The organism is Actinomadura sp. K4S16 (genome assembly GCF_008327685.1).
Taxonomy (GTDB): Bacteria; Actinomycetota; Actinomycetes; order Streptosporangiales; family Streptosporangiaceae; genus Spirillospora.
In genome coordinates this window covers 50,754-76,473 of record NZ_BDDE01000033.1, presented here as the reverse complement: position 1 = coordinate 76,473, position 25,720 = coordinate 50,754, and the positions used below count along the sequence as shown (strand labels likewise).

Genomic DNA, 25,720 nt, shown 5'->3' with positions numbered 1-25,720 from the left:
GTCCGAAAAGGTGCCGGATGCCGCCTCAGATGCGCAGGGAGAGCTGGCCGCCGCCGAGGGTCCGCAGGACCTCGGCGTGCAGCTTGCCGTTCGTGCAGACGACGCTGCCGCCGTCGGGGCCCGGCACGCCGGACAGGTCGGTGAACATGCCGCCGGCCTCCTCCACGATGACCTGGAGCGCGGCGAGGTCCCAGAGCGACACCTCGGGCTCGGTGGAGATGTCGACGGCGCCCTCGGCGACCATCATGTGCGACCAGAAGTCGCCGAACGCCCGCGTCCGCCACACCGAGCGGGTCAGTTCGAGGAACCGGGGGAGCCGGTCCTGCTCCTCCCAGCCGCTGAGGCTGGAGAACGACAGCGAGGCGTCCGACAGCTCGCTCACCGACGAGACGCTCATGCGGGTGGCGCGGGTCAGGCTCCGGCCCGTCCAGGCGCCGCCGCCCCGGGCCGCCCACCAGCGGCGGTTCAGCGCGGGCGCCGACACCACCCCGACGACGATCTCGTCGTTCTCCATCAGCGCGATCAGGGTGGCCCACACCGGGACGCCGCGCACGAAGTTCTTCGTCGCGTCGATCGGGTCGATGATCCAGCAGCGGTTGCCGTATCCGGTCCTGCCGTACTCCTCGCCGAGGACCGCGTCCCGCGGGCGGGCCCGCTTCAGCGTGCCGCGGATCTGCTCCTCCACGCTGCGGTCGGCGTCGCTGACCGGCGTCAGGTCCGGCTTGGTCTCGATGTCGAGATCGAGCGCGCGGAAACGCCTGGTCGTGATGTCGTCGGCCCCGTCCGCCAGCACATGCGCGAGACGCAGGTCATCGGAATAGCCCGCCACGGCGTGCAACGCTACCCTGATCAACGCCTGTCCAGACACACCCACCCGGGCCCTTCCGGCGTTTCGGTCGGCCAGGTGCGGCGCGCCGGACGCGATACCCCGCATACCGGGACGGGTGGTGGCAGCATGGGGGCCATGGCGCACGATCTCCCCGAGTGGGTGGCCGAGCTGACCGACCCCCGCCGGGCGGAGACGCTCGACGAGCTCGCCGACCGCCTCGTCCCCCTGGCCGAGCACGTCATCGACGTCTCCCGCCGGCTGAACGCGCAGCTCGGCGAGCTGAACGATCCGTTCAAACGCGAGGCGCTGTACGAGCGGGTGGAAAGCCTCAAGGGCCGCGTGGGCGAATCCCTGGAGGAGGTCAACGCGGAGATCGCCGCGTCCGTCCGGCAGCGCGTCGAACGGATCCTGGCCGACTGGACGGACCGCGCGGGCGGCGGCGGCCCGGGGGAGCGGGAACTGCGGCGCCGGCTCGACCGCGAGATAGTCCCGGCGCTGACCCGGCAGCAGCAGGACGTCGCCGAGCGGGTCGCCGCGCGCACCTCCAAGGCCCTGGAGGAGGCGACGCAGCTGCTGCTCACGCGGATCGAGCAGCTCGCCGAGCCGGTCACCGACCTGGTCCACCACGTCCTCCCGCTGGCCCACGACGGGCTGGCGCTCGCCGGCCGGATCTCGACGCTGTCGGGCCGCGCCCGCACCGCGGGGCCGGGCCCGATCCCGGACGACCTGCGGGACGCCGGGACCGAGACGTCCCGGGCGTTCGACGAGGCCGTCGCGCGGCTGGAGCTGGAGTGGTCGGCGCTCGGCGCCCGGTCCGCGACCGTCCGGGCGGCGCTGCGGGGCGCGGAGGAGAGCGCGTTCAGCCAGGTGGTCGAGGCGATGAACCGGTGCGTGGAGGAGCTCGCGCTCTCGCACGTCCAGGCGTTGGACGCGGCCGAGGCCAAGGCGCGCACCCTCGTCGAGGGGTAGCGGGGTTAGACGGCCTGCGGGAAGCGGAACAGCCGCCCGGGATCGTGGGCGGCCTTCACCTTCCTGAGCCGGTCGAGGTTGGGGCCGTAGTAGGCGTGCGCCCAGTCCTTGAGGCCGGCGTCGATGTAGTTCACGTAGGCGGCGCCGCCCAGGTAGGGCTCCATCGCGCCGTGCGTGGCCGACAGCCAGGCGTCGTCGGGTGCGAGGTACTGGACGCAGAACAGGCCCTTCCGGTGCGGGAAGGCGGTGTCGCCCGGCCCTGTCCGCGCTATCGCGGCGCCCATCGCGTCCATGAGCACCGACCGGTTCTGCACGTCGTTGCCCTTGTCGAACCGGCTCAGCAGAGCGCGGATCGCCTCGTCCGGGAGCGGCCTGTAGGCGATGTGCGACTTCCCCGAGTACTCGGTGCGGGGAAAGGCGCCGCCGGGGCGCTGCCCGGGAAGTGCGCCCTCCCCGTGGCACTGCTCCACCGACTGCCCGGCGCAGCCGCCCATGAACTTCATCGCGTCCATGTAGGGACGGCTCTGGGCGGTGGACGAGGCGGGGTCCGCCCCGATCGCGGCCGTGAGCCGCTCCATGTGGCCGCTCGCGCCGTCGAGCGCGAGGCCGGCCACCTCGATGCTCGGCGTGCCCTCGTCGGGGCCGGTGTCGAGATGCAGGCTCGTCCAGACCTCGCCGGGCGCCGCCGGCGCCCAGCGCTGCCAGCCGCGGACCACGTCGGCCGCCTTGCGCCACGGCCAGCGCATGCTGAACGGCGCCACGTCGCCCACCTCGTGCGTCCGGAACGTGAACGACACCGCCACGCCGAAGTTGCCGCCGCCTCCGCCCCGGCACGCCCAGAAAAGGTCGGGGCTCTGCTGCGCGTCGCATGTCAGGACCCGTCCGTCCGCCGTGACGAGCTGGACCGCCTCCAGGACGTCGCACGACAGCCCGTACGCGCGGGACGTCACGCCCAACCCGCCGCCTAGCGTCAGCCCCGCCACCCCGACCGTGGGACACGTCCCGGACGGGACGCCCACGCCGTCGTCGGCGAGCTTGTCGTAGAGGTCGATCAGCCTGGTCCCGGCCCCGACCGTCGCGCGGTCGCCGTCGCGCTTCACGGCGTCCATGGGGGAGACGTCGATGACAAGGCCCGTGCCCGTCGACCAGCCCGCGTAGCTGTGCCCGCCGCATCGCACCGCGACCGGCATCCGCTTCACCGTGGCGAACGCCACGCACTCCGAGACGTCCTGCGGGGTCTCGCAGTAAGCGATGCCCGCCGGGCGGACGCGGTCGTAGCGCGGGATGTAGAGGCGCCTCGCCTCCTTGTAGGAGGAGTCGGACGGGCGGACCAGCCTGCCGTCCAGGCCGCGCTCCAGGGCGTTCCAGTCGGCGGGCCCGGTCGGCTTCGGCGACGTGGCCGGCTTAGGTGACGTGGGCGGACGCCTCGGCGGGGACGGCCGCTCCTCGGAACACCCGGCGAGGCCGAGCCCGCCGAGCCCGAGTCCGCCGAGGGCCGCCGCCTTGAGCATCGCTCGCCGCTCCATGCGCCCATTGTGGCGCTTCGCCCCGCCCGCGCGGGCCGGGATCCGCGGCGCCGCGGGCTATTCGGGCTCGCCCTCGCGGCTGGCGAGGAGGCGGCGCAGGGAGTCGAGGCGGGCCCGGCTGGCGTGGCCCTCCTCGACCCAGCCGTCGAGGCCGCAGTCGTCCTGGAGGTGGTCGCAGCGAGGCGGGCAGCGTTCGGCCGCGCCCTCGGCGAGGTCCTCGAACGCGCCGAGGACGTTCTCCGGGTCGACGTGCGCGAGGCCGAAGCTGCGCACGCCCGGGGTGTCGATGATCCAGCCGTCGCCGCCGGGCAGCTCCAGCGCGATCGCGGAGGAGGAGGTGTGGCGGCCCCGGCCGGTGACGGCGTTGACGTGGCTCACAGCGCGTTCGGCGTCCGGGACCAGCGCGTTCACCAGCGTCGACTTGCCGACGCCCGAGTGGCCGACGAGGACGCTGGTGCGGCCGGCGAGGTGGGCGCGCAGCTCGCCGATGTCGGCGCCGCGCCGGGTCACCACGTACGGGACGCCGAGCGGCGCGTACTCGGCGACCAGGCCCTCCGGGGAGGCGAGGTCGGCCTTGGTGAGGCAGAGCAGGGGGGCCATGCCGGCGTCGTAGGCGGCGACGAGCTGCCGGTCGATCATCCGGGGGCGCGGCTCGGGGTCGGCCAGCGCCGTCACGATGACGAGGCGGTCGGCGTTCGCGACGATGATCCGCTCGAACGGGTCGGTGTCGTCGGCGGTGCGGCGCAGCGCGGAGGTGCGCGGCTCCACCCGCACGATCCGGGCCAGCGTGTCCTGCGCGCCGGACACGTCGCCGACCAGCGCGACGCGGTCGCCCACCACGACGCCCTTGCGGCCGAGCTCGCGGGCCCGCATCGCGATGACGGGGCGCTCGTCGTCGGTGCCCGGGTCGACCAGGACCCGGTACCGGCCGCGGTCCACCGCGGTCACGAACCCGGGCGCGGCGTCCTCGTGCGCGGGACGGCGGCGGGTGCGCGGCCGCGACCCCCGGCGCCCGGGCCGCACCCGGACGTCGTCCTCGTCGTAGTCGCTCGTTCGTCGTGCCAGTGGTCCGGTCCCTGCTGTCAGGCGGGCGCCAGCATCGACGCCCACTGCCGAGTGAAGTTCGGAAGAGTCTTGCCCACGGTGTCTGGATTCTCCACTTCGATGCCGGGAACGGCCAATCCGAGCAGCGCCGCCGCCATCACCATCCGGTGGTCGTCGTAGGTGCGGAAGACGCCGCCGCGCAGCGGGCGCGGGCGGATCTCCAGCCCGTCGGGCAGCTCCCGGACGTCGCCGCCCAGCCCGTTGATCTCGGCGACCAGGGCGGCGAGCCGGTCGGTCTCGTGGCCGCGCAGGTGCGCGACGCCCGTCAGCCGGGACGGCGAGCCGGCCAGCGCGGCGAGGGCCGCGAGCACCGGCGTCAGCTCCCCGACCTCGTGCAGGTCGGCGTCGAGGCCGCCGAACCCGTCCCCGCCGCGCACGGTCAGGCCGTCCGGCCCGCGGGTCACCTCGGCGCCCATCGCGGCGAGCAGCCCGCGCAGCGCGTCGCCGGGCTGGGTGGTCTCCGCCGGCCAGCCGGGGATCGTCACGCGGCCCCCGGTGACCAGCGCCGCGCCGAGGAACTGCGCCGCGTTCGACAGGTCCGGCTCGATCACCCACTCGCCGCCGCGCAGCGGGCCGGGCGCGACGCGCCACACGTCGGGCCCCGTCTCGACCTCCGCGCCCGCCTGCCGCAGCATCTGGACGGTCATCGCCAGATGCGGCGCGGACGGCACCGGCGGCCCCTCGTGCCTGACCTCCACGCCCTTGTCGAACCGCGGCGCGGCCAGCAGCAGCCCCGACACCAGCTGGGAGGACGCCGAGGCGTCGATCACGACCTGGCCGCCGGGCACCGAGCCCGAGCCGCGGACGGTGAACGGGAGCGCGCCGCGGCCCCCGTCGTCGATCTCGGCGCCGAGCGCCCGCAGCGCCGTGATGATCGGGCCCATCGGGCGCTCGCGGGCGCGCGGGTCGCCGTCGACGGCCACCTCGCCCGACGCCAGGGCGGCGACCGGCGGCAGGAACCGCATCACGGTCCCGGCCAGCCCCACGTCGACGCGCGCCGGGCCCTCAAGGCGCCCCGGCAGCACCTGCCAGTCGGCGCCGTCCTCCCCGATGCCCGCGCCGAGGGCGCGCAGGGCGTCCGCCATGAGCTCGGTGTCGCGGCTGTGCAGGGGCCGGGTGATGCAGGCGGGCGCCTCCGCGAGCGCGGCCAGGATCAGCGCCCGGTTCGTCATCGACTTCGACCCGGGCAGCGGCACGGTGGCGTCCACCGGGGCATGGGCGACCGGGGCGGACCAGTGCGGAGAGGACATGCCCCAAGGTTATCGGGCCGGGAGCGGCGGACGCGGGACGATCGGACCGGGAGCGAGCCGAGCGGGAGCGGGCGGAGCGGGCGTAGCGGGCACGGTCAGAGCGGGATCGTCAGCAGCGTTCCGCCGTCGTCCAGCCGGACCTCGAAGTGGTCGATCTCCTGGCGGGTGAGCCCCGTCCCGCCCTGCATGACGAGGGGCTTGGGCTGGTCCGGGACGCCGTAGCCCTTGTCGGGGACGCGCCATCCCGCGACGACGGTGCGCTCGCCGTCCCGCGACACCGCCTCCAGGTGGCACTTCAGCGGGCCCCGGATGCCCTTCAGCTCCAGGCCGACCTGCGTCCCCCAGCCCTTGTCGACCAGCCCGACGGTGCCGGACGCGCCCGTGCTCGCGTTCGCGGCGTGGAACTTCTCGCCGCTGATGGCCTGCGTCGCGGGCGGCTTCGGAGCGGGGGCCTCGCCGTCCACGGCCGCGCCGATGCCGATGCCCGCGGCCAGCGCCGTGGCCGCGGCGGCCGTGCCGACGACGTAGGCGCCGCGCCGGAACCGCCGGTCGGACCGCCGCCGGCGCCGCACCATGTCGATCACCTCCGCCGGCGGTGCGGACGGCTCGCCGCCCCCTCCCGCCCGGCGGGGGCCGGGGATCGGCCCCGCCGCGGGCGCCAGCTCGGAGAGGGCGCCCACCGTCCCGGACAGCTCGCCCAGCTCGGCCTGGCACGACCCGCACCCTCGCAGATGCGCCTCGAACGCCCGCCGATCGCCGTCTTCGAGAAGGCCCAGCGCGTAAGCGCCGACATCGGTGTGCTCGACCTGGGAACTCATGACGTCACCCCCCTCTCCTCCAAGGACACGCGCAAGGCGCGCAGCGCGTAGTACACGCGGGACTTGACCGTCCCCACCGGGATGCCCAGGTACTCGGCGGCCTGGTTCACCGTCCGGTCGCGCAGCACCGTCTCGGTCAGCGCCTGCCGGTGCGCGGGGGAGAGCGACTCCAGCGCCTCGGTCACCACGACCCTGCGCAGCAGCGCGTCCATCTCGTCCGCCATGGGGAGGTTCTCCAGGGGCCCGTCGCCGACCTCCGGCGGCCGGACCTCGCGCATCCGCCGGTTGTCGATCACGATACGCCGGGAGACCGTGGCCAGCCACGGCATCAGCGAGGAGGTCCGGTCGTCGAGCCGGTCCGCGCTGCGCCATGCCCTGATCATGGTCTCCTGCACCACGTCCTCGGCCCACGGGCGGTCGCCGCCCGTCAGCCGCAAGACGAACGCGAGGAGGGGCCGATGGTACTCGCGGTACAGCTCGGCCACCATCTCCTCGTCGGCCGCGTCCTGCGCGGCCCGCGCCGCGCCGGGGCGGCGGAGCAGGCTCCGCAGGCCGCCGCTGTGGCGGCCGGTCGATCCGGGAACTGCCATGGCCGGGGCGTCTCCGTCGTGATGGAAGGGCGGTCCTCTGGCAGTACGGAACCGCCCCGGCCCGCGGTTCAACGTTCTTGAGAATCTTTTAAGGTTCTCTTCGGGAAGTCACCGCTTCACGGCGTGGAGGGCCTTGCCCGCCTGCGCGGCGGTCCCCGCCTTGACGGTCCGTCCGGCCTTGGCCGCCTTCGCCGCCTGCGCCGCGGTCCCGGCCTTGATGGTCCGGCCCGCCCGCGCGGCTTTGGACGGCTTCGGACGGCGCCCGAACTTGAACGCGTCGCCCGCCGCCTTGGCGACCTTCACCGCGATGCCGGCCTTGGCGCCCGTCTTCGCGGTCCTGAGCACGCCGCTCGTCCTGCCCGCCTTGACCGCGGCGCCCGTCCCGGCGGTCCTGAGCGCGCCGCCGGCCTTGCTCGCCGTGACCGCGGCGCCCGCTCCGGCGGTCTTGAGCACGGTGCCCGCCTTGCCGCCCGCCTTGGCGCCGGCCTTGCCGCCCGTCTTCGCGGTCTTGAGCACGCCGGTCGCCTTGCCGAGCCGGAACGCGCCGCCGGACCGGGCGCCCTTGGCGCTCCTCGACGCCTTGGCGGCCTGCCTGGCGGCCTTGCGCCCGCCCTCGGCGCGGGCCACGCGCACCTGCCGGGCCGCCTCCCGGCGCGCCTCCCGCAGCGTCACGGCGGCCTCGCGGCGCATCGCCCTGGCCTCCGCGCCGCTCTTGATCTGCGTCTCGCGGGCGATGCGGCGCAGCTCGGCCGTGCGGGGCGCGCGGCGCGGCTCGGTCGCCACCATGAGCAGCGCGCCGAACAGGCCGGCGTTCTTCAGCAGGTGGGAGCGTTCGTCGGCGCGGCGCTCGGGGTCGTCCTCGGTCCAGAAGCGGTGCTCGGTCGCCAGCGCGGGGATGAGCTGCGCCGCGAGCAGCAGCGTCGTGAGCCGCCGGAACCTCCCGGTCAGCAGCAGCGCGCCGGTGCCGACGCTGAGCGCGCCCTGCATGCGGACGAGGGTCTCGGGGTCCTTGGGCAGCCAGTCGATCCGGTCGGCGACCGGCTTGACGGCCGGGCCCACCCGCTCGGCGCGTTCGCGCGGATCACGGAGGGCCTCCATGCCGGTGATGATGTACGGCGCCGCCACGAACGGGCGGGCCATGGTCGTGAAGGGTCGCATGACCCGCTACATGCCCAGCGCGCCGCGCCTCAAGCGCGGCAGGATGGGACCCATGTGCGGACGCTACGCCACCACCCGCGCGCGTCAGGAGCTGCTGGACGAGTTCCAGGTGCAGCTCGACGCGGTCGACGGGGACATCCAGCCCGACTACAACGTCGCTCCCACCAAGCAGGTCCCGGTCGTGCTCGACCGGCGGCCGAAGGACGAGCCCGACGAGGCGCCGGCGGTGCGCCAGCTGCGGACCGTGCGGTGGGGCCTCGTGCCGTCCTGGGCGAAGGACCTGTCCATCGGGTCCCGCATGATCAACGCGCGGGTCGAGACGGTGCACGAGAAGCCGTCCTACCGCCGGGCGTTCGCCAGGCGCCGCTGCCTGCTCCCCGCCGACGGCTACTTCGAGTGGTACACGATCCAGGACCAGGGCGGCGCGGCCGATCCGGCCGAAGGCGAGAAGAAGGCCAAGAAGAAGGCGCAGAAGCAGCCGTACTTCATCCGTCCCAAGGACGGCGCCGTCATGGCGATGGCCGGCCTGTACGAGCTGTGGAAGTCGCCCGAGGACGAGTGGGTGTGGACCTGCACCGTCATCACCACGAACGCGCCGGACGACCTCGGCCGGATCCACGACCGGATGCCGATGATCGTCGAGCCGGACCGGTGGGACGCCTGGCTCGACCCCGCGCTCACCGACACCGAGCGGGTGCGCGGCCTCCTGGTGCCCGCCATGGCCGGGACAATGGACGCCTACCCGGTGTCAAAGGCCGTCAACAGCGTTCGGAACAACGGCCCGGAACTCATAGAGCCGGCGAATTCCGAGGATGGTTCCGGCGGCCATTCCGAGGGCCTGTTCTGACGCGTTGCCATATCGCGCGCCGCGCTACCGCCGCCGGGCGCTGGCCAGTAGGTGGATGCCGAGCGATTCGTCGGTCTGGCGCGCGTTGAGCTCGGTGCGGACGAGGCGTTCCAGCGCCCGCGGGGACTCGCCGAGGACGTGCTCGACCGTCGAGGGCGACAGCACCGTCCGGGGCCTGATCCACTCGACCTCCAGGCCCGCGTCGGCGAGCAGCTCGCGGAGCTGGTGCGAGGAGAACGAGCGGGTGATCGTCCCGTCCGGCCAGGGCACGAGGACGACCTCGGCGCTCGGGACGTCCGACAGGTGCGCCCAGTAGTTGCGCTCGGCCAGCAGCGCCATGCCGAGGGTGAGGGAGTCGACGCACAGCAGGACGCGGCCGCCGGGGCGCAGCACCCGGGCGATCTCGGCGATCGTGGCCTCGGTGGCGAGGTGCCGGGACAGCACGCGGTTCTCGGCGATCACGGAGTCCACGCAGGCGTCGGCGAGGTAGGACAGCGTGCCCGAGTCGGCGATCAGCGGGACCGTGCCCGCGACGGGGTGCCCGGCGGCGGACCGGGCCGGCGCCGGGCGGCCGGGCGCCGGCCGGCCGAAGCGTTCGGGGTCGCGTACCTCCAGCACCGTGTGGCCGGCCGCGGCCGCCTGGGCCGCGCTGTGTCCGTGGCCTCCCGAGATGTCCAGCACGCGGGACGGCCTGCGCGGCAGCCACCGGGTGAGCTGGGCGTCCGCCACCGCACCGTAGAACGTCCAGTACCGCGCAAGGGAGTCCCCTGACCCGTCACCGGAGGTGTCCCGCAGGCTGGCGATGGTGGGCTCGGAAGGTCGCGCCGAAGGCACCGAGTGCACCAATTGCTCCTGTTCTAGCCGTGTATGTCACATCTTTCCCCGTCCGGGGCCGGTCATCACCCTGAGTGAGGGACGGGGTCCGGCGACCCGGTTCCGGCGCGCCGCCCCCGGCCGGGAATCGGCGGGGGCGTTCCGGTGTTGCACCCTCTCACAGAGCCCTGGAAATCGGAGGTGCGAGCCGGATGACCACAGCCGTCGCCGATCAGCAGCGGAGGGCCGGAACGACCGGGCCCCGCGGCGACGCGCGGGCCCCCGCCCGCGTCGGCAGGCCTCGCGGACCGATATCGTCTGGAGGGTCGATATCGTCTGAGGGGTACGGCGCCGCCCGGCCGGTCAAGGCCACGGGCGCCAGAGCCGAGGGGGTGGGTCAGGTACCGGGCACCGCGGAGACCGTGGAGCAGCGCCAGGAGCGCTTCCAGCGCGACGTGCTCCCGTTCTTGGACCAGATGTATTCGGCCGCGTTGCGCATGACGCGCAACCCGGCCGACGCCGAGGACCTCGTCCAGGAGACGTTCGCCAAGGCGTTCGCGTCCTTCCACCAGTTCAAGGAGGGGACGAACCTCAAGGCCTGGCTCTACCGGATCCTGACCAACACGTTCATCAACTCCTACCGCAAGCGCCAGCGCCAGCCGCAGCAGGCCGCCACCGACGACATCGAGGACTGGCAGATCGCCCGTGCCGAGTCCCACACGTCGAGCGGGCTGAAGTCGGCCGAGGCCGAGGCGCTGGAGCACCTCCCCGACTCCGACGTCAAGCGGGCGCTGCAGGAGCTTCCGGAGGAGTTCCGCATCGCCGTCTACCTCGCCGACGTCGAAGGCTTCGCCTACAAGGAGATCGCCGAGATCATGGGCACGCCCATCGGCACGGTGATGTCCCGGTTGCACCGCGGCCGGCGCCAGTTGCGCGGCATGCTTGAGGACTACGCCGACGAGCGCGGGCTCACCCGCGCGAGCAGGGGGTCGACATGAGCTGCGGCAACCACCACGAGACGCCCTGCGACGAGGTGCTCGCCCGCGTCTACACCTACCTCGACGGCGAGCTCGACCAGGGCGGCTGCGGCGAGGTGCGCCAGCACCTCGACGAGTGCGGGCCGTGCCTGCGCGAGTACGGCCTCGAAGAGGCCGTCAAGAAGCTCGTGAACAAGTCGTGCGGGTGCGAGCAGGCGCCCACCGACCTGCGCGCCAAGGTGCTCGGCCGCATCGAGGAGATCTGCGGCGAGATCCAGGCGACCGGGGGCGCCGGCAAGCCGGAGAGCGCCTGAGCACCGGTATCTTGCCGGTGTGCTGACACTCGTCACCGGCGCGGCCGGATTCATCGGATCCCATCTCGTCGACAGGCTCCTCGCGGACGGCCACGAGGTCGTCGGCGTGGACGACAGGTCCTCGGGAGCGAACGTCCAGCCGGGCGTCGAGCTGTGGGAGATGGACGTCAGCGACCCGGCGCTCGCCGAGCGGGCGGCCGTCCGCCGCCCCGAGGTGGTCTTCCACCTGGCCGCGCAGGTCAGCGTCCGGCTCAGCGTGGCCGACCCGCTGGGCGACGCCCGCACCAACGTGGTCGGGACGGCCAACGTGCTGGAGGCCGCCCGGGCCGCGGGCTCGCGCAAGGTCGTGTTCACCTCCAGCTGCGCCGTCTACGGGGTGCCGGACGCGCTGCCCGTCCCGCCGGACGCCGAGCTGCGGCCCGCGTCCCCGTACGCGGCCTCGAAGGTCGCGGGCGAGGTGTACGCCGGGATGTACCGGCGGCTGCACGGGATCGACTTCACCACGCTGACGCTGGCGAACGTCTACGGGCCCCGGCAGACCCCGGAGGGCGAGGCGGGAGTCGTCTCGATCTTCACGGACGCGCTGCTGGCCGGCCGCCCGACCAAGGTCTTCGGCGACGGCGCCCAGACCCGCGACTACGTCTACGTGGGGGACGTGGTGGACGCGTTCGCCCGCGCAGGCGGGGAGGCGGGCGGCGGGCTGCGCCTCAACGTGGGCACCGGCGTGCAGACGACCGACCGGGACCTGCACTCGCTCGTCGCCGCGGCGGCGGGCGCGCCCGACGAGCCGGAGTTCGCGCCGCCCCGGCTGGGCGACCTGCCCGCCATGGCGATCGACCCGCGGCCGACCCGGGAGGCGCTCGGCTGGGAGCCGGGGACGGTGCTGCGCGAAGGGCTCGCGGAGACGGTCGCCTGGGCGCGGGACCGTAATCCGGTGCGCCCCTGATCGTCCCGGCCGCATAATCTCCCGGGGATTGGTTTGTTGACTTCGCCGATTTATGGGGTGCATTTGCCGATGCACGTGCATTCAGATTGTGCACCCGGCGTCGAGCAGTGATGATTGCAAATTCAACCAGGATAATTGATCACCTAAGGTGACGATTGGTTCACGCTTTGCTCACGTTTTCCTGCACGCCTGTGTGACCTGGGCGGTCCGCGTTAGGCTTAGCCCGAAATCAGCGACGGAGCGCGTGCACTCCGAGGAATTCGGGGTACGCGCTCACCCGGGAGGCCTGGACCGGTCCGGTCCCGGCGGCCGGCCGCGAGGCCGGCGGCCCGGTTCGGCTGGGGGGAGGCAAGGAGCCATGCTCAAGCGCGTGACACCGCACGGAGACGGGCGGGGCCCGAGCGTCCCGCCGCCGTGGTCGCTGATGATGACCAAGGGCGTGTCCTGGGTCTAGGTGCCGGCCGGCACGTGTGAGCCCGGTGGCGGCCCGCCATCTCGTCACTCCCCGAGGGGCGGCAATGCGTGGACTACCTCTCGCTGCCTGGGCGTACGTATGCGGTGTGGTCGCCCTTGCGGCGGGCCTCATCGCGACGTCGTCCTTCGCGGACCTCGACTGGTCGAAACTCGCCGTGCTGGCGCTGCTGTTCCTGGTCTGCGACTCGGCGCCCGCGCGGCTGAACATCAGGCGGGCCAGGGTCTCGCTGAGCTTCGCCGCGAGCCTGGCGTCGGTGGTGCTGCTCGGCCCGGTCGGCGCCGCGCTGCTCGGGCTCAGCGCGCTGGTCACCGGGCAGCGGTTCTTCGCCCCGGAGAAGCGCCTCTTCAACGGCGCGCAGTTCGCGCTCAGCGGGTACATCGCGGGGACGGTCTTCGACTTCCTCGACGGTGACCGCTTCCATCCGGAGCAGGCCCGCTGGGTGGAGAACGTCATCGGGCCCTTCCTCGCCGCGCTGGTCGCGTTCGTCCTGGTCAACCTCATGCTGATGGCCGGGGTGCTGCTCCTCAGCCGGCAGGCCGCGCCGCGCGAACTGCTGCGCGAGCTCGGCCAGGTCGCCGTCGGCTGCCTCGGCTACGGCATGGTCGGCCTGCTGATCGCCGGGCTGTGGCCGCGGGTCGGGCCGCTCGCCGCCGTCCTCGTCCTGCTCCCGCTGTTCATCGCCCGCTGGGCCATGGACCAGGCGTACGCGCAGCAGCAGGCGCACGCCGCGACGCTCGCCGCGCTGTGCCAGGCGGTCGAGACCAAGGACTTCTACACCCGCGGCCACTCCGAGCGCGTCTCCCGCGGCTCGGTGATGATCGCCCAGGAGATCGGGATGCGCGCCGAGCGGGTCGAGGCGATCCGGTACGCGGGGATGCTGCACGACGTCGGCAAGCTCGGCGTCCCGACCAAGGTGCTGCAGAAGTCCGGCTCGCTCACCGAGGAGGAGTTCGCCGCGATCCAGCTGCACCCGATGCGCGGATGGCAGATCGTCCGCGAGATCGGCTTCCTGGACGAGGCGCTCGCCGGCATCATGCACCACCACGAGAAGATGAACGGCCGCGGCTACCCGATGGGCCTCGCGGGCGACGAGATCCCCGAGTTCGCCCGGGTCATCTCCGTCGCGGACGCGTTCGACTCGATGACCTCGACCCGCTCCTACCGCGCCGCCCGCACCAAGGAGGAGGCCGTCGAGGAGCTGCGCCGCGGGATGGGCGACCACTTCGACCCCGCGATGGTGGAGGCGTTCCTGCGGGCGCTGGAGCGGGAGGGCTGGGAGCCGCCGCGGCCGGTCGTGCTGCCGGACGACGACGTCGTCGAGACCACCCAGCAGGACCACGACGACCCGAGCGCGCCGCTGCGCGTCGCCGGCGGCGACGAGGTGCGCCAGTGACGGGACGTCCATGAACGAGGAGATGCGCGCCCGCGACCGGGCCGCGTGGCAGACCATCGACTCCGGCCAGCTCCTGCTGATCGCCACCGCCGGGCTGTTCGTCATCGTCGCGGTCACCGAGGTCGCGGCGGTCGGGCTCCACCAGCCCGACATCGCGATCATCTTCGGCGTGCTGATCGCGCTGGGCGAGCTGTTCCGCATGGTGATGCCGGGCAACCGGGAGGTCGCGCCGATCGCCAGCGCGGGCGCGATGGGCTACGCGATGCTGGTCGGCGTCGGCCCGGAGGGCGCACCGCCGGGCGCGCGGCTCGGCATCGTGGCCGCCGACCACTCCGCGCTGCAGGTGGTGGCCGTCACCGCGGCCGGGATGCTGGTCGGCTCGCTGCCGCACATCGCGGTCGGCCGGCCGACGCAGCCCGACGCGATGGCGCGGCGGCTGTTCACCGTCGCGGTCGTCGCGCTGTGCTTCCGGCCGCTGATGCCCCTCAACCTGCCCTGGCAGCTGCTGCTGGCCGTCATGTGCTTCGTCGTGGTGCTGGCCTGCTTCACCGACATGCTGATCGCCGCGATGATCCGCGCGGAGGCCGTGCGGGCGCGGTTCGGCATCGCGCTGCGCGACGAGTTCGAGGCGAAGATGGCGCTGTGCGCCGCGACCAGCGCGACCGCCATGCTGATCGCGGTCGCGACGACCGCGATGGGCGAGGCCGCGCTGCTGATCTTCACGGTGCCGATCCTGGTGACGCAGTTCGCGTTCCGCCGCTACGCCGGGATCCGCGCCACCTACCTGCAGACCGTCCGGGCGCTGTCGCGCGTCACCGAGGTCGGCGGCTACGTGGAGGCGGGGCACTCGCGCCGGGTCTCCAAGCTCGCGGTGGCGATGGGGCGCGAGCTGGGGATGTCCGAGGCCGAGCTCCTCGAACTCGAGTACGCCGCCCTCATGCACGACATCGGGCAGCTGTCGCTGGGCGACCCGATCCCGGGCGGCGCGACGGTGCTGGCGTCCCCGGCCGAGCAGCGCCGCATCGCCGAGCTCGGCGCCGAGGTGATCAAGCAGACCGGTGTCCTGGACCGGGTCGCGCACATCGTCCAACTGTCGTCGCACCCCTACCGGACGGGGCGCGAGCCGTCCGGCGACGCCGGGGAGCGGCCGCTCCCGCCGCCGCTCGCCGGCCGCATCATCAAGGTCGCGAACGCCTACGACGACCTGGTCGGCGACTCCGGCGACCGCGACCGGGGCGCCGCCGTGCTGGAGCGGCTGCGGCTCGACTCCGCCTCCGAGTACGACCCGACGGTGGTCGAGGCGCTCAGCCGCGTCGTGGACCGGGTCCCCCGCCCCTGAAGTCCGTGCCCGCGAAGTCCGTGGGCCGCCGCGACGGCGAGCGTGACGGCGGCGGCCCCCGTCCACAGGAGCAGCGCGCCGAGGTGCTGGTCGTCCGGCGGTGACGCGCCCCAGCGGCGGCCGAGGTGCTCGTACCAGCCGCCGAGGACGGTCCCGTGCCGCATCAGGGCGATCCCGGCGATCGCGTGAAGCGGCAGGACGGCGAACGGCATCAGCGTCCCCGCCGTCCCGTGGAAGTACGCCAGCCCGACGCCCAGGAAGACGACCAGCGCCAGCGAGTGCAGGGCGTGGTTGGCGAGGGACGCCCCGAACAGCGGCGACAGGTAGAACACGTAGAGGCTGAGCAGGAGCAGCGCGGACGCGACGAGCGGGTCCCCGAGCACCCGGACGCCCCGGCTCGCGGCGGCGGCGGCGAGCAGCGGGCCGCCCTCGCCGCGCATCGCCTTCAGCGCCAGCCGCAGCGGCGCCCCGTACAGCAGCAGCACCGGCGCCACCAGACCGACGAGGACGTGCTGGACGGCAAGGACGCTGAACAGGACCATGCTGTACCGGGAGATCCCGCTGCAGGTGGCCAGCAGCACCACGAGCAGCCCGGCGGCCCAGGCCAGGGTCCGCCGCCACGGCCAGTCGCGCACCCGCGCGACCCCCGTCCCGTACAGGACGGCGCCGCCGGCGACGAGCACGAGGAACAGCGGGTCGATCCACCAGTCGAGCAGGAGGGGCCCGGCTCCGGCGGGACCGGGCAGCGGGTACCCGAGCCGCAGCGCGACGACGTCCAGCGTGCCCGGCGCGACCTCCGGCGGCGGCGTGCGCGAGAGCCCGGTGGCGAGCGCCATCGTCGCCGCCATCACGAGGACCTCGACGGCGCCGAGCCGCAGGAAGGGCCGCGCGCCCCGCCCGTCGCGCAGGGCGGGGAGGGTGGCGCGGCGGTGCCACCAGCCGATCGCGCCGAGGACGGCGAGCGCGGCGGCCTTCGCGACGACCAGCGCCCCGTACCGCGAGCCGAGGTGGACGCCGCCGAGCCGCACCCACGCGTTCACCGCGCCGCTGGCGCCGACGACGGCGAACGACACGAGCGCCAGCCCGCTGTACCGGTAGGCGACGCGGGGGAGCCGGTCGCCGACGGCCGGGGCGACGGTGACCAGGGCGACCAGCCCGCCGATCCACAGCGCGACGCCCAGGATGTGGGCGACGAGGCTGTAGACGGCGAGGGTGTGGTTCGCGCCGCTCGCGGCGTGCCCGGTGAACAGCGGCGGCAGCATCCCGGCGAGCGCGGCGGCCAGCGGGTACCCGGCCCCGTTCCCGGCGCGGTGCTCGCCTCCGGGGAGGCCCGCCGCGACCGACACGGCGACCGCGGCGGCGAGGACGAGGAGCAGCGCCCGTCCCTGCGGCAGTTCGACGAGGAACGTCCGCATCATGTCGCCGGTGACCCCGGTGACGCCCACCCCGAACAGGTCGAGGAGGGTGAACACGATCAGCGCGAGCGTGCACGCGGCCCAGGCCGTCGCGGCGAGCGACGCGGCGCGACGGCACCGGCGCGCGGCGGGCGTGCCGGGCACGAACACGGCCGCGACCAGCAGCCATCCGACCGTGAGGACGGCGGCGGCGTTGCCGCCCAGCCGCGCCGTCACCAGGCCGGTCTTCGTCAGCGCCCCCGCCTGGGAGAGCCCCGGCACCGCGGTCTCGCTGAACGCGCCGCCGAGCCGCACCACGAGCGCGAGGACGACCAGCGCGATCGCACCGGCCCCGATCGCGAGCATCGGCGCATCGGTCCCCGCCGCCCGCGTCTCCTCGTGTCTCGGCTCCCTTTTGCGCGTCGCCGTCGCCTCATGTGTCGCCACGCTCGCAAATACGCACGCATCCAAACAAAAGGTTCATTAATGTGGCGGCCACACGGAATTCCGGGGGAGCGAGATGAGCGCTTCAGGCCAGGGCAACAGCTATCTGGACAAGGTCGTCGCCGAGCAGGCGGTGCTGGAGGACGACCTGAAGGCGAGGCGCTCCCCGCCGCCGCCTCCGGGCGCGGTCGGCGCCGCCCCGGCGCCGGGACCGCTGGCCAAGCGCGACCGCGCCCTCGGCGCCGCGGGGCCCGCCGACCGCCCCGCCGCGGGGCCCGTGGACGTGCGGATCAGCGGGTTCTGGCGGTGGAAGAACGTGCTCGTCCCGCCGAACGCGTTCGTCGTGCACACCCGGCGCGGGCGCGCCGAGCCGCTGCACATCGGCCTCGGGGTGTCGTTCCGGTTCAACCCGGCCACCGACTCCTTCCTCGTGGTGCCGGGCGCGACGCAGACGATCCTGATCAACGCCTACTGCATCTGCCGGGAGCTGCAGGGCGTGCTCGTCCAGGGCTACGTGCAGTGGATCATCCAGGACTTCGGCACCGCCTACCGCAAGCTCGACTTCGGCGGCGACGACCCGATGCGGCTGGTGAACCTCCAGCTCCGCGAGCAGGCCGAGGCGGCGATCAAGGACAAGGTCGCCACGATGGGGGTGCGCGACGTCCTCAGCGACAAGCAGCCGATCATCGAGGAGCTGACGGCCCGGCTGCGCGCGGTCGCCGAGGGCGAGGACAACAGCGACCAGGGGCTCGGCCTGCGGATCGTCACGGTGCAGATCAAGGAGGCCGTGGTCAGCTCGTCCCGGCTCTGGGAGAACCTGCAGAAGCCCTACCGCGCCGAGCAGGCGCAGATCGCGCGGCTGGCCGAGCTGGAGGCCGAGGAGGCCGTCGCGCAGCGGGAGATGGCCGCCGCGCGGATCAAGGAGACGCAGCGGCTGGAGCACGAGCGCGAGCTCGCCGAGCTGCGCGCCCGCAACGAGTCGCAGCTGTTCGACACCGAGGCGGCCGAGAAGCTGCGCCGCACCCGGCGCGAGCACGACGACTCCCGCGAGGTCGCCGAGCTCCAGACCGAGACCACGCGGCACGCGCTGCGGATGGAGCGCGAGCGGCACGAGGAGGAGGCCGAGACGGGGCGGCTGCGCATCGAGCGCGACCACGAGCTGGCCCGGCTGCGCACCGAGGGCGAGCTGGCCCTCGCCGACATGCGCGCCAGGTCGCGGCACGAGCAGTCGCTGCTCGATCTGGAGCGCGACGCCGCGCGCGCCGCGCTGGAGAACGAGCGGACCCCCGCGGCCGTGCAGGCGCGGCTCATCGCCTCCCTGCCCGAGATCATGGCCAAGCTGCCCAAGCCGGACGAGCTGCGCACCGTCACCGTGAACGGCGCTGACCAGACCAGCGTGGCCGGCCTGATCACGCAGCTCGCCGCGGTCGTCGGCGCGCTGCGCTCCGCTACGGAAGGGCCTGGTCAGGCGGGAAGGTGACGGGGAGGGCGGTGAGGGCCCGGTGGAACGGGCCCGGCCGCCATTCCAGGTGCTCCGCGGGGACGGCCAGCTCCACGTCGGGGAGCCGGTCGAGGAGCGTCTCGATCGCGACGGACGCGATCAGCCGGGAGTGGCTCTTCGCCGGGCAGGTGTGCGGGCCTCCCGCGTAGGACAGGTGGGCGCGGTTGCCCTTGCGGTCGGCGGACGCCCGGGACGGGTCGGTGTTCGCGGCGGCGTAGCTGACCAGGACGGGCTGGTGGGCGGGCAGCCGGTACCCGTGGAAGTCGATGTCCTGGCGGGGGAAGGTGGTCCCGTAGTTGGCCATCGGCGGGTCGGTCCAGAGGATCTCGTCGAGCGCGTCCTCGACGGGCAGGGAGCCGCCGGACAGGTCGCCGCCGAACCGGTCGTCGGAGAGCAGCAGCAGGATGCCGTTGGCGATGAGGTTCTGCTCCGGCTCGGTGCCGGCCCCGACCAGCAGGATGAGCTGGTGGGCCATCTCCAGGTCGTCGAGCCCGGCGGGGTGGCTCATCATCCAGGACGTCACGTCCGCGCCCGGATGCGCGCGCTTGTGCGCCACCAGCTCGCCGGTCGCCTCCACGAGCAGCGCGTTGCCCTCCTCGGCGGAGACGGTGTCGAAGATGGCGCTCATGCCGCGCACGAGCTTGTCGCCGATGTCGCGGGGGCAGCCGAACATCGCGTTGAACACCAGCAGCGGCAGCGTGCGGGCGTACTGGCCGATGAGGTCGGCCTTGCCGTCGCCGGTGAACCGGTCGATGAGGCTGTCGGCGCTGCGCGCGGTGTTCTCGCGCAGCGACACCGGGTCGACCCGGTCCAGGCTTTCGACGATCACCGAGCGCAGCCGGGCGTGCACGCTTCCGTTGGTGAACAGCGCGTTGGGCCGCGACATCATCATCGGCAGCACCGGGCACTCGGGCCCGACCTCCTCCTCCCACACCTCGCTGCAGCGCGGGAACGTGGCGGGGTCGCGCAGGATCTCCAGCGCGGCGTCGTAGCCGAGGACGAGCGTCGCCGGCACGCCCGGCGACAGCTCGACGGGCGCGAAGTCGCCGTACGCGCGCATCCGGGCGTAGGCGCTCTGCGGGTCCTTGGCGAACTCCGGGCCGTACAGCGCGACGCGCTCGGGCCCGGTGTACGGCCCGCCCGGATACGACTGGTCGGTGGTCATGGCTTCTCCCCGTCCAGGGTGAGGAGGTGGTCGACGAGCGAGATGAGCGCCTCGGTGGACGAGGTGCGGTCGCGGGCGTCGCAGCTGACGAGCGGGGTCGCCGGCGCGAGGTCGAGGGCCTCGCGCACCTCGGCGTCGGGGAAGCGCGGCGCGCCCTCGAAGTGGTTGACGGCGACCGCGTACGGGAGGCCCTGCTTCTCCACGATGTCCATGACGGCGAAGGACTCCTGGAGGCGGGCGGTGTCGACCAGGATCAGCGCGCCGAGGGCGCCGCGCGCGAGGTCGTCCCACAGCCGGGTGAACCGCTGCTGCCCCGGCGCCCCGAACAGGTACAGGACGAGGTCGTCGCTGAGGGTTAGGCGCCCGAAGTCCATAGCGACGGTCGTGGTCGTCTTGTCGCGGATGCCGGCGAGGTCGTCCACCGCCGCTCCGGCCTGCGTCATCCGCTCCTCGGTGCGCAGCGGGCGGATCTCCGACAGCGTCCCGACGTAGGTGGTCTTGCCGACGGCGAAGTGCCCCACGACGAGGATCTTCACGGCGGTCCGGACGCTCTCGCGCAGATAGGGGGTGTCAGAGGCGAGCGCGGAGTCCATCGAGCACCTCCTGAAGGAGCCGGGCCTTGGACTGCTGGGCGGCGGGCGCGGCGGCCCGGGTGGTGAGGTGCCCGCTGTCGACGAGGTCGGACAGCAGCACCTTGGTGAGCCCGACGGGCAGGCTCAGATGGCCGGAGATCTCGACGACCGACAGCGCGCCGCCGCGGCACAGTTCGACGATGCGGGCCTTCTCCGGGGACAGGCCGGTGCGCGGCGGATCGCCGACCGCGGTCACGAGGGTGACGAGGTCGAACACGTTGCGGGTGGGGTGCGCCCGCCCGCCGGTGACGACGTGCGGGCGGACCAGGGCCCGCCTGCTGCGGCGCGGGGTCATGCGGGACGGCCCGCGCCCGGCCGCGGCGGGGTGGTCATCTCCTTGCCCAGCCGCTGGACGAGTTCCTGGAGCCGGAACGACACGGTCTCCATGTCGACGTGCTGCGTCGCGGACACCGCCAGGTACGCGCCGGGGCCGGCGGCGACGAGGAAGACGTACCCGTCGTCGAACTCGTTGACCGTCTGCCGCCAGGTCGTGCCCGCGTCCCCGCAGAACTCGGCGGTGCTGCGGGCGAGCGACTGGAGGCCCGCCATGCCGGCGGCCTGCCGCTCCGCCTCGTCCCTGCTGATCCGCGCGGAGTGCGCCATGAGCAGGCCGTCGGCCGACAGCAGGATCGCGTAGCGGGTCTCCGGCATCCGCAGCGCGTCGTCCAGCATCCAGCCGAGCCGGTTCGTACCGTCGTCCATCGCGCCGTTCCACCCCTCGTTCATGGCCGCAGGTCCTTGCTCTCGATGCCGGGGCCGTCCGCGTCGGACGGCGCCGCGGCGCGGCCGGACCGCGTGCCGCGCTGCCAGGCGCCGAGGCCCGCGGCGGTCTCCCGGGCCGGCCTGGCCGGCGGCTGCGCCCCCGCGTCCGGCGCGGCGGGCGGTTCTTGGTCTTCGGCGGTCGCGGCGGCCCCGGCGGGGCGCTCGGCGACCGCGACGCGGGTGCGCTTGGGCAGCCCGCCCGGGGTGGCGGGGACGCCGGCCGCGGCGGCGGGCGCGGGGCCCTCGCCGGCCGGACGGGACGCGGCGGACCGTTCGGGCGCCCGCTCGTCCGGGACGTCGGTGAGAAGCGCGCTCGGCACGAACACGACGGCCCGCACGCCGCCGTAGGGGGAGCGCGTGTCGACCGACACCCGGAACCCGTACCGGGCGGCGAGGACGCCCGCCACCGCGAACCCGACGCGGGGCGGGTCGCCGAGCCGGTGGATGTCGACCGACGCGTCGCCGGACAGCAGGTCGGCGGCGCGCTGGAGCTCCTCGGCGTCCATCGCGACCCCCGCGTCGTCGATCATGATGGCGACGCCGTTGTGCGTGGACTGGAAGTTGACCTCGACGGTGGTGTCGGGGCGCGAGTGCCGCGCCGCGTTGTCGAGCAGCTCGGCCAGGGTCAGCACGATGGGCTCCACGGCCCGGCTGGTCACCGCGGTGTTCACCGGCCCCTGGATGTTGACGCGCAGGTAGTCGCGGATGCGGGAGGTCGCGCCGCGCACCACGTCGCTCATCGACGACGCCGAGCGCTGCTGCCCCGGCCACGACCCGCACAGCACCGCGGTGGCCTGGGCGCGCCGCCCGAGCTGGGCGTTCATGTGGTCGACGCGGAGCAGGCCCTCCAGCACGTCGGGGTCGTCGTGGCGCTCCTGCATGTCGGAGATGGCGAGCTGCTGCTCGTTGGCGAGGCTCTGCACGGCGCGCATCATCGCCCGCAGCGTCGACTTCGCCGACAGGTCGGCCCGCTCCCGCACGCGCGCGGCGGACCCGGCGAACAGCTCGGTGACGGTCCGCAGCGCCTGCCCGAACGCGGGCGCCTCGCGGTCGAGGTCGTGCAGCGGGCCGGTGACGCGCACGCCGGGGTTGTGCAGGGACTCCATGAGCTCCGGCAGCCGGACGTCCGCGAGGTGCCGCAGCTCCTTCTCGCGCAGGTCGAGGCCGCGGGCCAGGACGGCGTTCTGCGCGCGGAGGCCGGCCGTCTCCTGCCGCTGGCGTACCAGCAGGACGGCGGCCGCGATGCCGGCGCCCGCCACGACGACGAGCGCCGCCGCCAAGAGGAATTGCTCCATCAGATCCTCGGTGCAGGGGTTTTCGGCGAGGCGGGTCCGGCCGCGTCCACGGCGGACCGCCTCATGGCTGGTGGGGGACGGCGCGGATACGCCGCGGTTTCGGCACCGTAGGACGGGTGCGCCGGGATGCGCTTGTGCTCGCGCGCAGAGAACTTGCCACCGGGCGCATCGCAAGATCACCCACAGTCTGAATCAGGTTACTTTCCGATGGATTCGCCTGATTCATTGGCGGCGGCCGTACTACGCTCGCCCGCGAACGATCTACGGCGGCGGGGGTGGAGGGGCCTGCGGTGGACGACGTGCTCGGCGGGCCGGCCAGGCAGAACGGCGCCCGGTTCCGGCTCGTCCTGTACCTGTCGGACCGCTCCGACTACGTCCGCACCCCGGGGCAGGCGCGCCGCGACCGCGGCTACCGGTTCCTGCTCCCCCTGCACGGCGAGATGCTCATGATGCAGGACGGCCGCGAGGCGCGGCTCCGGCCCGGCACCGGCGGCCTCATCGCGCCCGCGGCGCCGTTCCGGGTCGTCCAGCCGCGGCCGGCTCGCGCACTGGTCATGACGATCCCGGCCCGCGAGATGGACGGCCGGGTGAGCGCACCGCCCCGCCCGGTGACCGGCCTGGACCTGTCCGCCGGGCTCGGCCGCGTCGTCGCCGACATGGTGCGGGCCGTCGGGGAGGAGCGCCGCACCCTCACCGTGCGGCAGTTCGACGCCGCGTGCGAGCGGATCACCGAGTTGCTGTGCCTCCTGCTCGCGGGCGAGGAGCGCCCGCCCGCCCCCGGCCACCTCGCCGAGGTGGAGGCGGTCGTGCGCCGCTACGTCCGCGAGCACGCCACCGATCCGGGGCTCACCGGCGCCGCGATGGCGCAGGACCTCGGCTGGTCGCTGCGGCAGGTGCAGCTCGCGCTGCAGCGCGCCGGGACCACGCCCCGCGAGCTGATCCGCGAGGAGCGGCTCCGGCTGGTCCGCGACCGGCTGCGCAACCCCCACGACCGGCACGTCACCATCACCGACCTCGCGCACGCCACCGGGTTCTCCTCGGCCAGCGCGCTCAGCCACGCGTTCCGGCAGCGCTTCGGCGTCAGCCCGCGCGAGCTGCGCAGCCTCGGCGCCCGCGGGATGTCCGGCAACGGCGCGCCCCGGTGACGGGGGCGAGCGGCTAGGAGCGCACGGCGGATCTGGCGCGGCCGCCGCGCCCCGCCGGGAGGTCGCGCGGCGCTTGGGCGGGCGCGCCCGGCAGGACGTCGCCGTCCTCCGGGTCCGCGGACGGCAGGGCGACGGTGACGGTGAGGCCGCCGCCCGGCCGGGGCGCGGCGGTCACGGTTCCGTTGTGGGCCCGCACGATGGACTGGACGATCGACAGCCCGAGTCCCGCGCCCTTCGCGGTGACGAGGCGGTCGTTGTCGAGGCGGCGGAAGGGCTCGAAGAGGGCGGGGATCTCGTAGCGCGGGACGGCCGGGCCGGAGTTGGCGACCTCCAGGACGGCGCGGCCGTCCTCCGTCCGGCAGGACACCGAGACCCAGCCGGACTCGGTGTTGTGGCGCAGTCCGTTCTCCAGCAGGTTCTGCACGACGCGTTCGAGCAGGAGCGCGTCGCCCGCCGTCATGGCCTCGGAAGTCTCGGTCTCGACGGTGATGCCGGCGCCGTCCGCTTCGAGGGCCGTCTGGGCGCCGACGTGGGCGACGACGTCGGCCAGGTCGACCGGCGCCCGGCTGGTGATCTCGTTCTCCGAGCGGGCGAGCAGCAGCAGGCCGGTGATGAGGCGCTCGTGCCGCGAGTTGATCTGCAGGAGGGTCTCGCCGAGCTGCCGGACGTCCGGGGACGCCGACTCGCGGTGCATCGCCACCTCGACCAGCGCGCGGCCGAGGGTGAGCGGCGTGCGCAGCTCGTGGGAGGCGTTGGCGACGAAGCGGCGCTGGCCGTCGAAGGACCGGTCGAGGCGCTCGACCATCGTGTCGAAGGTGTCGGCGAGCTCCTTCACCTCGTCGCGGGGGCCCCGCAGGTCGATGCGCTCGTGCAGGCCGCGGTCGGCGGCGGGGGAGCCGGCGATGCGGCGGGCGGTCTCGGTGACGCGGTGCAGCGGGGACAGGACCTGGCCCGCGATGAGCCAGCCGAAGCCCGCCGCGGCGCCGCCGACGACGAGCAGCGCGATCGACCCCTGGGTGACCAGCGAGGTGACGGCGGCGTCGTGCAGCTCGTCGCGCTGCTTGCGCATCCAGTCGTCGGCGTCGGCCATCACCCGGGCCTCCGCCGGCGTCCTCGGCTCCGTGATCGCCTGCGTGGTCCCGGCCGGGGGCACGCCGCCGGGGCCGGGGTTCAGCCGCGTCGCGAGCACCTTCGTGCCGGACCGGGAGAGCTGCTGGTCGAACAGGGCGTAGGTCGCGCCGAGCAGCACCACGCCGGCGACCAGGAACAGGCCGCCGTAGGTGATGGTGAGCCGGGCGCGCAGCGACAGCCTCATGGGATCCGGTACCCCGCTCCCTTGACGGTCTCGACGACGGGCGGGTCGGCGAGCTTGCGGCGCAGCTTGAGGACGGTCAGGCGGACGGCGCCGGTGAACGGGTCGGCGTGCTCGTCCCACGCCTTCTCCAGGAGCTGCTCGGCGGACACGACGGCTCCCTCGGCGCGCAGCAGCTCGGTCAGGACGGCGAACTCCTTGCGCGCGAGGGGGACGTAGCGCCCGTCCCGGAACACCTCGCGGCGCGCCGGGTCGAGCGTGATGCCGGCGCGGTGCAGCCGCGGCGGCGCGGCCGGGCGGCAGCGGCGGCCGAGCGCATGGACGCGGGCGGCGAGCTCGGGGAACGCGAACGGCTTGGTCAGGTAGTCGTCGGCGCCGAGGCCGAGCCCGTCGACGCGGTCGGTGATCTCCGCGGCGGCGGTGAGCATCAGCACCCGCGCCGCGGTCTCGCCCCGGACGATCTCGCGGCACACCTCGTCGCCGTGGACGAGGGGCAGGTCGCGGTCCAGGACGACCACGTCGTAGTCGTTGACGGTGACGCGCTCCAGGGCCGCCGCGCCGTCGTAGGCGAGGTCGACGGCGTGCGCGTCGTCCCGCAGCCATTCGGCGATCGCGTCGGCCAGGAGCCGCTCATCCTCTGCCACCAGCACTCTCATGAGGCCTCCTCCGGAGCCGATGGTGCCGGAGGCCGTGTTTCGTTTCCGTTAGTGATCGCTTCTTCG

24 protein-coding genes and 1 pseudogene are annotated in these 25,720 nt (G+C 74.0%); 9 read left to right on the top strand and 16 right to left on the bottom strand.

The window, feature by feature from the left end; genetic code table 11:
- Positions 1-25: 25 nt before the first annotated feature.
- Positions 26-829, bottom strand: a complete 804-nt coding sequence (gene hisN / locus K4S16_RS43370) for a histidinol-phosphatase (protein ID WP_149264960.1) — start codon at positions 827-829, stop codon at positions 26-28.
- Between the two features lie 135 nt (positions 830-964).
- Here hisN and K4S16_RS43365 point away from each other — a divergent pair, with 135 nt between their 5' ends.
- Positions 965-1,798 carry a hypothetical protein gene (locus K4S16_RS43365; RefSeq protein ID WP_149264959.1) on the top strand — a complete coding sequence of 278 codons (834 nt, stop codon included), beginning with the start codon at positions 965-967 and terminating at the stop codon, positions 1,796-1,798.
- 5 nt (positions 1,799-1,803) lie between these two features.
- On the opposite strand, the gene K4S16_RS43360 is transcribed toward K4S16_RS43365, so the two are convergent.
- The 6 genes from K4S16_RS43360 to K4S16_RS45375 form a co-directional block, all read right to left on the bottom strand.
- On the bottom strand, positions 1,804-3,324 hold the full coding sequence (locus K4S16_RS43360; RefSeq protein ID WP_149264958.1) for an FAD-binding oxidoreductase: 1,521 nt from the start codon (positions 3,322-3,324) through the stop codon (positions 1,804-1,806).
- 57 nt (positions 3,325-3,381) lie between these two features.
- Positions 3,382-4,389 (bottom strand): ribosome small subunit-dependent GTPase A, encoded by a 1,008-nt coding sequence (gene rsgA, locus K4S16_RS43355; protein ID WP_149264979.1) that lies wholly within the window; start codon positions 4,387-4,389, stop codon positions 3,382-3,384.
- A gap of 17 nt (positions 4,390-4,406) precedes the next feature.
- Positions 4,407-5,678 carry a 3-phosphoshikimate 1-carboxyvinyltransferase gene (gene aroA / locus K4S16_RS43350; RefSeq protein ID WP_149264957.1) on the bottom strand — a complete coding sequence of 424 codons (1,272 nt, stop codon included), beginning with the start codon at positions 5,676-5,678 and terminating at the stop codon, positions 4,407-4,409.
- Positions 5,679-5,773: 95 nt separating this feature from the next.
- Entirely contained in the window at positions 5,774-6,496 is a 723-nt protein-coding gene (locus K4S16_RS43345; protein ID WP_149264956.1) for a zf-HC2 domain-containing protein, read from the bottom strand.
- Entirely contained in the window at positions 6,493-6,981 is a 489-nt protein-coding gene (locus tag K4S16_RS43340; protein WP_235037449.1) for a sigma-70 family RNA polymerase sigma factor, read from the bottom strand. The genes K4S16_RS43345 and K4S16_RS43340 overlap by 4 nt, the downstream gene beginning before the upstream one ends.
- A gap of 213 nt (positions 6,982-7,194) precedes the next feature.
- The gene (locus K4S16_RS45375; RefSeq protein ID WP_200842464.1) at positions 7,195-8,244 is read right to left on the bottom strand and encodes a DoxX family membrane protein; all 1,050 of its coding nucleotides are present in this window, start codon (positions 8,242-8,244) and stop codon (positions 7,195-7,197) included.
- A 52-nt stretch (positions 8,245-8,296) separates the two neighbouring features.
- Here K4S16_RS45375 and K4S16_RS43330 point away from each other — a divergent pair, with 52 nt between their 5' ends.
- The gene (locus K4S16_RS43330) at positions 8,297-9,091 is read left to right on the top strand and encodes an SOS response-associated peptidase (RefSeq protein ID WP_200842463.1); all 795 of its coding nucleotides are present in this window, start codon (positions 8,297-8,299) and stop codon (positions 9,089-9,091) included.
- Positions 9,092-9,115: 24 nt separating this feature from the next.
- Here the strand turns inward: K4S16_RS43330 and K4S16_RS43325 are convergent, their stop codons facing one another.
- Entirely contained in the window at positions 9,116-9,934 is an 819-nt protein-coding gene (locus K4S16_RS43325) for a methyltransferase domain-containing protein (protein WP_308801028.1), read from the bottom strand.
- A gap of 362 nt (positions 9,935-10,296) precedes the next feature.
- Between K4S16_RS43325 and K4S16_RS43320 the strand changes: the two genes are divergently transcribed.
- The 5 genes from K4S16_RS43320 to K4S16_RS46280 all read left to right on the top strand — a co-directional run bounded on the left by K4S16_RS43320 (position 10,297) and on the right by K4S16_RS46280 (position 15,348).
- Positions 10,297-10,902 (top strand): sigma-70 family RNA polymerase sigma factor, encoded by a 606-nt coding sequence (locus K4S16_RS43320; RefSeq protein ID WP_141577890.1) that lies wholly within the window; start codon positions 10,297-10,299, stop codon positions 10,900-10,902.
- Positions 10,899-11,195, top strand: coding sequence for a mycothiol system anti-sigma-R factor (rsrA, locus tag K4S16_RS43315; RefSeq protein ID WP_149264954.1), 297 nt, complete (start codon positions 10,899-10,901; stop codon positions 11,193-11,195). Before K4S16_RS43320 ends, rsrA begins: the two co-directional genes overlap by 4 nt.
- 19 nt (positions 11,196-11,214) lie before the next feature.
- Positions 11,215-12,141, top strand: coding sequence for an NAD-dependent epimerase/dehydratase family protein (locus tag K4S16_RS43310; RefSeq protein WP_149264953.1), 927 nt, complete (start codon positions 11,215-11,217; stop codon positions 12,139-12,141).
- A 518-nt stretch (positions 12,142-12,659) separates the two neighbouring features.
- Positions 12,660-14,009, top strand: a complete 1,350-nt coding sequence (locus K4S16_RS43305; RefSeq protein ID WP_149264952.1) for an HD-GYP domain-containing protein — start codon at positions 12,660-12,662, stop codon at positions 14,007-14,009.
- Positions 14,010-14,019: 10 nt separating this feature from the next.
- Entirely contained in the window at positions 14,020-15,348 is a 1,329-nt protein-coding gene (locus tag K4S16_RS46280) for an HD-GYP domain-containing protein (RefSeq protein ID WP_149264951.1), read from the top strand.
- A gap of 32 nt (positions 15,349-15,380) precedes the next feature.
- On the opposite strand, the pseudogene K4S16_RS46275 reads toward K4S16_RS46280, so the two are convergent.
- Positions 15,381-16,610: pseudogene (locus tag K4S16_RS46275) on the bottom strand (cytochrome c oxidase assembly protein); the annotation flags it as partial.
- 652 nt (positions 16,611-17,262) lie between these two features.
- On the opposite strand from K4S16_RS46275, the gene K4S16_RS43290 reads away from it, so the two are divergent.
- Entirely contained in the window at positions 17,263-18,666 is a 1,404-nt protein-coding gene (locus K4S16_RS43290; RefSeq protein ID WP_149264949.1) for an SPFH domain-containing protein, read from the top strand.
- Here the strand turns inward: K4S16_RS43290 and K4S16_RS43285 are convergent.
- Genes K4S16_RS43285 through K4S16_RS43265 form a run of 5 tightly spaced genes read right to left on the bottom strand, consistent with a single transcriptional unit; the run spans position 18,635 to position 22,541 of the window.
- Positions 18,635-19,852 (bottom strand): cytochrome P450, encoded by a 1,218-nt coding sequence (locus tag K4S16_RS43285; protein ID WP_149264948.1) that lies wholly within the window; start codon positions 19,850-19,852, stop codon positions 18,635-18,637. The genes K4S16_RS43290 and K4S16_RS43285 overlap by 32 nt on opposite strands.
- On the bottom strand, positions 19,849-20,445 hold the full coding sequence (locus K4S16_RS43280) for an ATP/GTP-binding protein (protein ID WP_149264947.1): 597 nt from the start codon (positions 20,443-20,445) through the stop codon (positions 19,849-19,851). The genes K4S16_RS43285 and K4S16_RS43280 overlap by 4 nt, the downstream gene beginning before the upstream one ends.
- The gene (locus K4S16_RS43275; RefSeq protein ID WP_149264946.1) at positions 20,423-20,779 is read right to left on the bottom strand and encodes a DUF742 domain-containing protein; all 357 of its coding nucleotides are present in this window, start codon (positions 20,777-20,779) and stop codon (positions 20,423-20,425) included. The genes K4S16_RS43280 and K4S16_RS43275 overlap by 23 nt, the downstream gene beginning before the upstream one ends.
- On the bottom strand, positions 20,776-21,210 hold the full coding sequence (locus tag K4S16_RS43270) for a roadblock/LC7 domain-containing protein (RefSeq protein ID WP_235037444.1): 435 nt from the start codon (positions 21,208-21,210) through the stop codon (positions 20,776-20,778). The genes K4S16_RS43275 and K4S16_RS43270 overlap by 4 nt, the downstream gene beginning before the upstream one ends.
- Positions 21,207-22,541, bottom strand: coding sequence for an ATP-binding protein (locus K4S16_RS43265; RefSeq protein ID WP_149264945.1), 1,335 nt, complete (start codon positions 22,539-22,541; stop codon positions 21,207-21,209). The genes K4S16_RS43270 and K4S16_RS43265 overlap by 4 nt, the downstream gene beginning before the upstream one ends.
- 290 nt (positions 22,542-22,831) lie before the next feature.
- Between K4S16_RS43265 and K4S16_RS43260 the strand changes: the two genes are divergently transcribed.
- The gene (locus tag K4S16_RS43260; protein WP_235037443.1) at positions 22,832-23,686 is read left to right on the top strand and encodes a helix-turn-helix domain-containing protein; all 855 of its coding nucleotides are present in this window, start codon (positions 22,832-22,834) and stop codon (positions 23,684-23,686) included.
- Between the two features lie 13 nt (positions 23,687-23,699).
- On the opposite strand, the gene K4S16_RS43255 is transcribed toward K4S16_RS43260, so the two are convergent.
- Together K4S16_RS43255 and K4S16_RS43250 are read right to left on the bottom strand one after the other, a co-directional pair.
- The gene (locus K4S16_RS43255) at positions 23,700-25,001 is read right to left on the bottom strand and encodes a cell wall metabolism sensor histidine kinase WalK (RefSeq protein ID WP_149264943.1); all 1,302 of its coding nucleotides are present in this window, start codon (positions 24,999-25,001) and stop codon (positions 23,700-23,702) included.
- Complete coding sequence (locus K4S16_RS43250; protein WP_149264942.1) at positions 24,998-25,654, bottom strand: response regulator transcription factor; 657 nt, start codon at positions 25,652-25,654, stop codon at positions 24,998-25,000. The genes K4S16_RS43255 and K4S16_RS43250 overlap by 4 nt, the downstream gene beginning before the upstream one ends.
- Between the last annotated feature and the right edge of the window lie 66 nt (positions 25,655-25,720).

Coding starts and splice junctions, on each gene's coding strand:
- K4S16_RS43365 (WP_149264959.1), top strand. CDS start 965: ATGGCGCACGATCTCCCCGAGTGGGTGGCCGAGCTGACCGACCCCCGC.
- K4S16_RS43360 (WP_149264958.1), bottom strand. CDS start 3,324: ATGGAGCGGCGAGCGATGCTCAAGGCGGCGGCCCTCGGCGGACTCGGG.
- aroA (WP_149264957.1), bottom strand. CDS start 5,678: ATGTCCTCTCCGCACTGGTCCGCCCCGGTCGCCCATGCCCCGGTGGAC.
- K4S16_RS43345 (WP_149264956.1), bottom strand. CDS start 6,496: ATGAGTTCCCAGGTCGAGCACACCGATGTCGGCGCTTACGCGCTGGGC.
- K4S16_RS45375 (WP_200842464.1), bottom strand. CDS start 8,244: ATGCGACCCTTCACGACCATGGCCCGCCCGTTCGTGGCGGCGCCGTAC.
- K4S16_RS43330 (WP_200842463.1), top strand. CDS start 8,297: ATGTGCGGACGCTACGCCACCACCCGCGCGCGTCAGGAGCTGCTGGAC.
- rsrA (WP_149264954.1), top strand. CDS start 10,899: ATGAGCTGCGGCAACCACCACGAGACGCCCTGCGACGAGGTGCTCGCC.
- K4S16_RS43305 (WP_149264952.1), top strand. CDS start 12,660: ATGCGTGGACTACCTCTCGCTGCCTGGGCGTACGTATGCGGTGTGGTC.
- K4S16_RS46280 (WP_149264951.1), top strand. CDS start 14,020: ATGAACGAGGAGATGCGCGCCCGCGACCGGGCCGCGTGGCAGACCATC.
- K4S16_RS43290 (WP_149264949.1), top strand. CDS start 17,263: ATGAGCGCTTCAGGCCAGGGCAACAGCTATCTGGACAAGGTCGTCGCC.
- K4S16_RS43285 (WP_149264948.1), bottom strand. CDS start 19,852: ATGACCACCGACCAGTCGTATCCGGGCGGGCCGTACACCGGGCCCGAG.
- K4S16_RS43280 (WP_149264947.1), bottom strand. CDS start 20,445: ATGGACTCCGCGCTCGCCTCTGACACCCCCTATCTGCGCGAGAGCGTC.
- K4S16_RS43275 (WP_149264946.1), bottom strand. CDS start 20,779: ATGACCCCGCGCCGCAGCAGGCGGGCCCTGGTCCGCCCGCACGTCGTC.
- K4S16_RS43270 (WP_235037444.1), bottom strand. CDS start 21,210: ATGAACGAGGGGTGGAACGGCGCGATGGACGACGGTACGAACCGGCTC.
- K4S16_RS43265 (WP_149264945.1), bottom strand. CDS start 22,541: ATGGAGCAATTCCTCTTGGCGGCGGCGCTCGTCGTCGTGGCGGGCGCC.
- K4S16_RS43255 (WP_149264943.1), bottom strand. CDS start 25,001: ATGAGGCTGTCGCTGCGCGCCCGGCTCACCATCACCTACGGCGGCCTG.
- K4S16_RS43250 (WP_149264942.1), bottom strand. CDS start 25,654: ATGAGAGTGCTGGTGGCAGAGGATGAGCGGCTCCTGGCCGACGCGATC.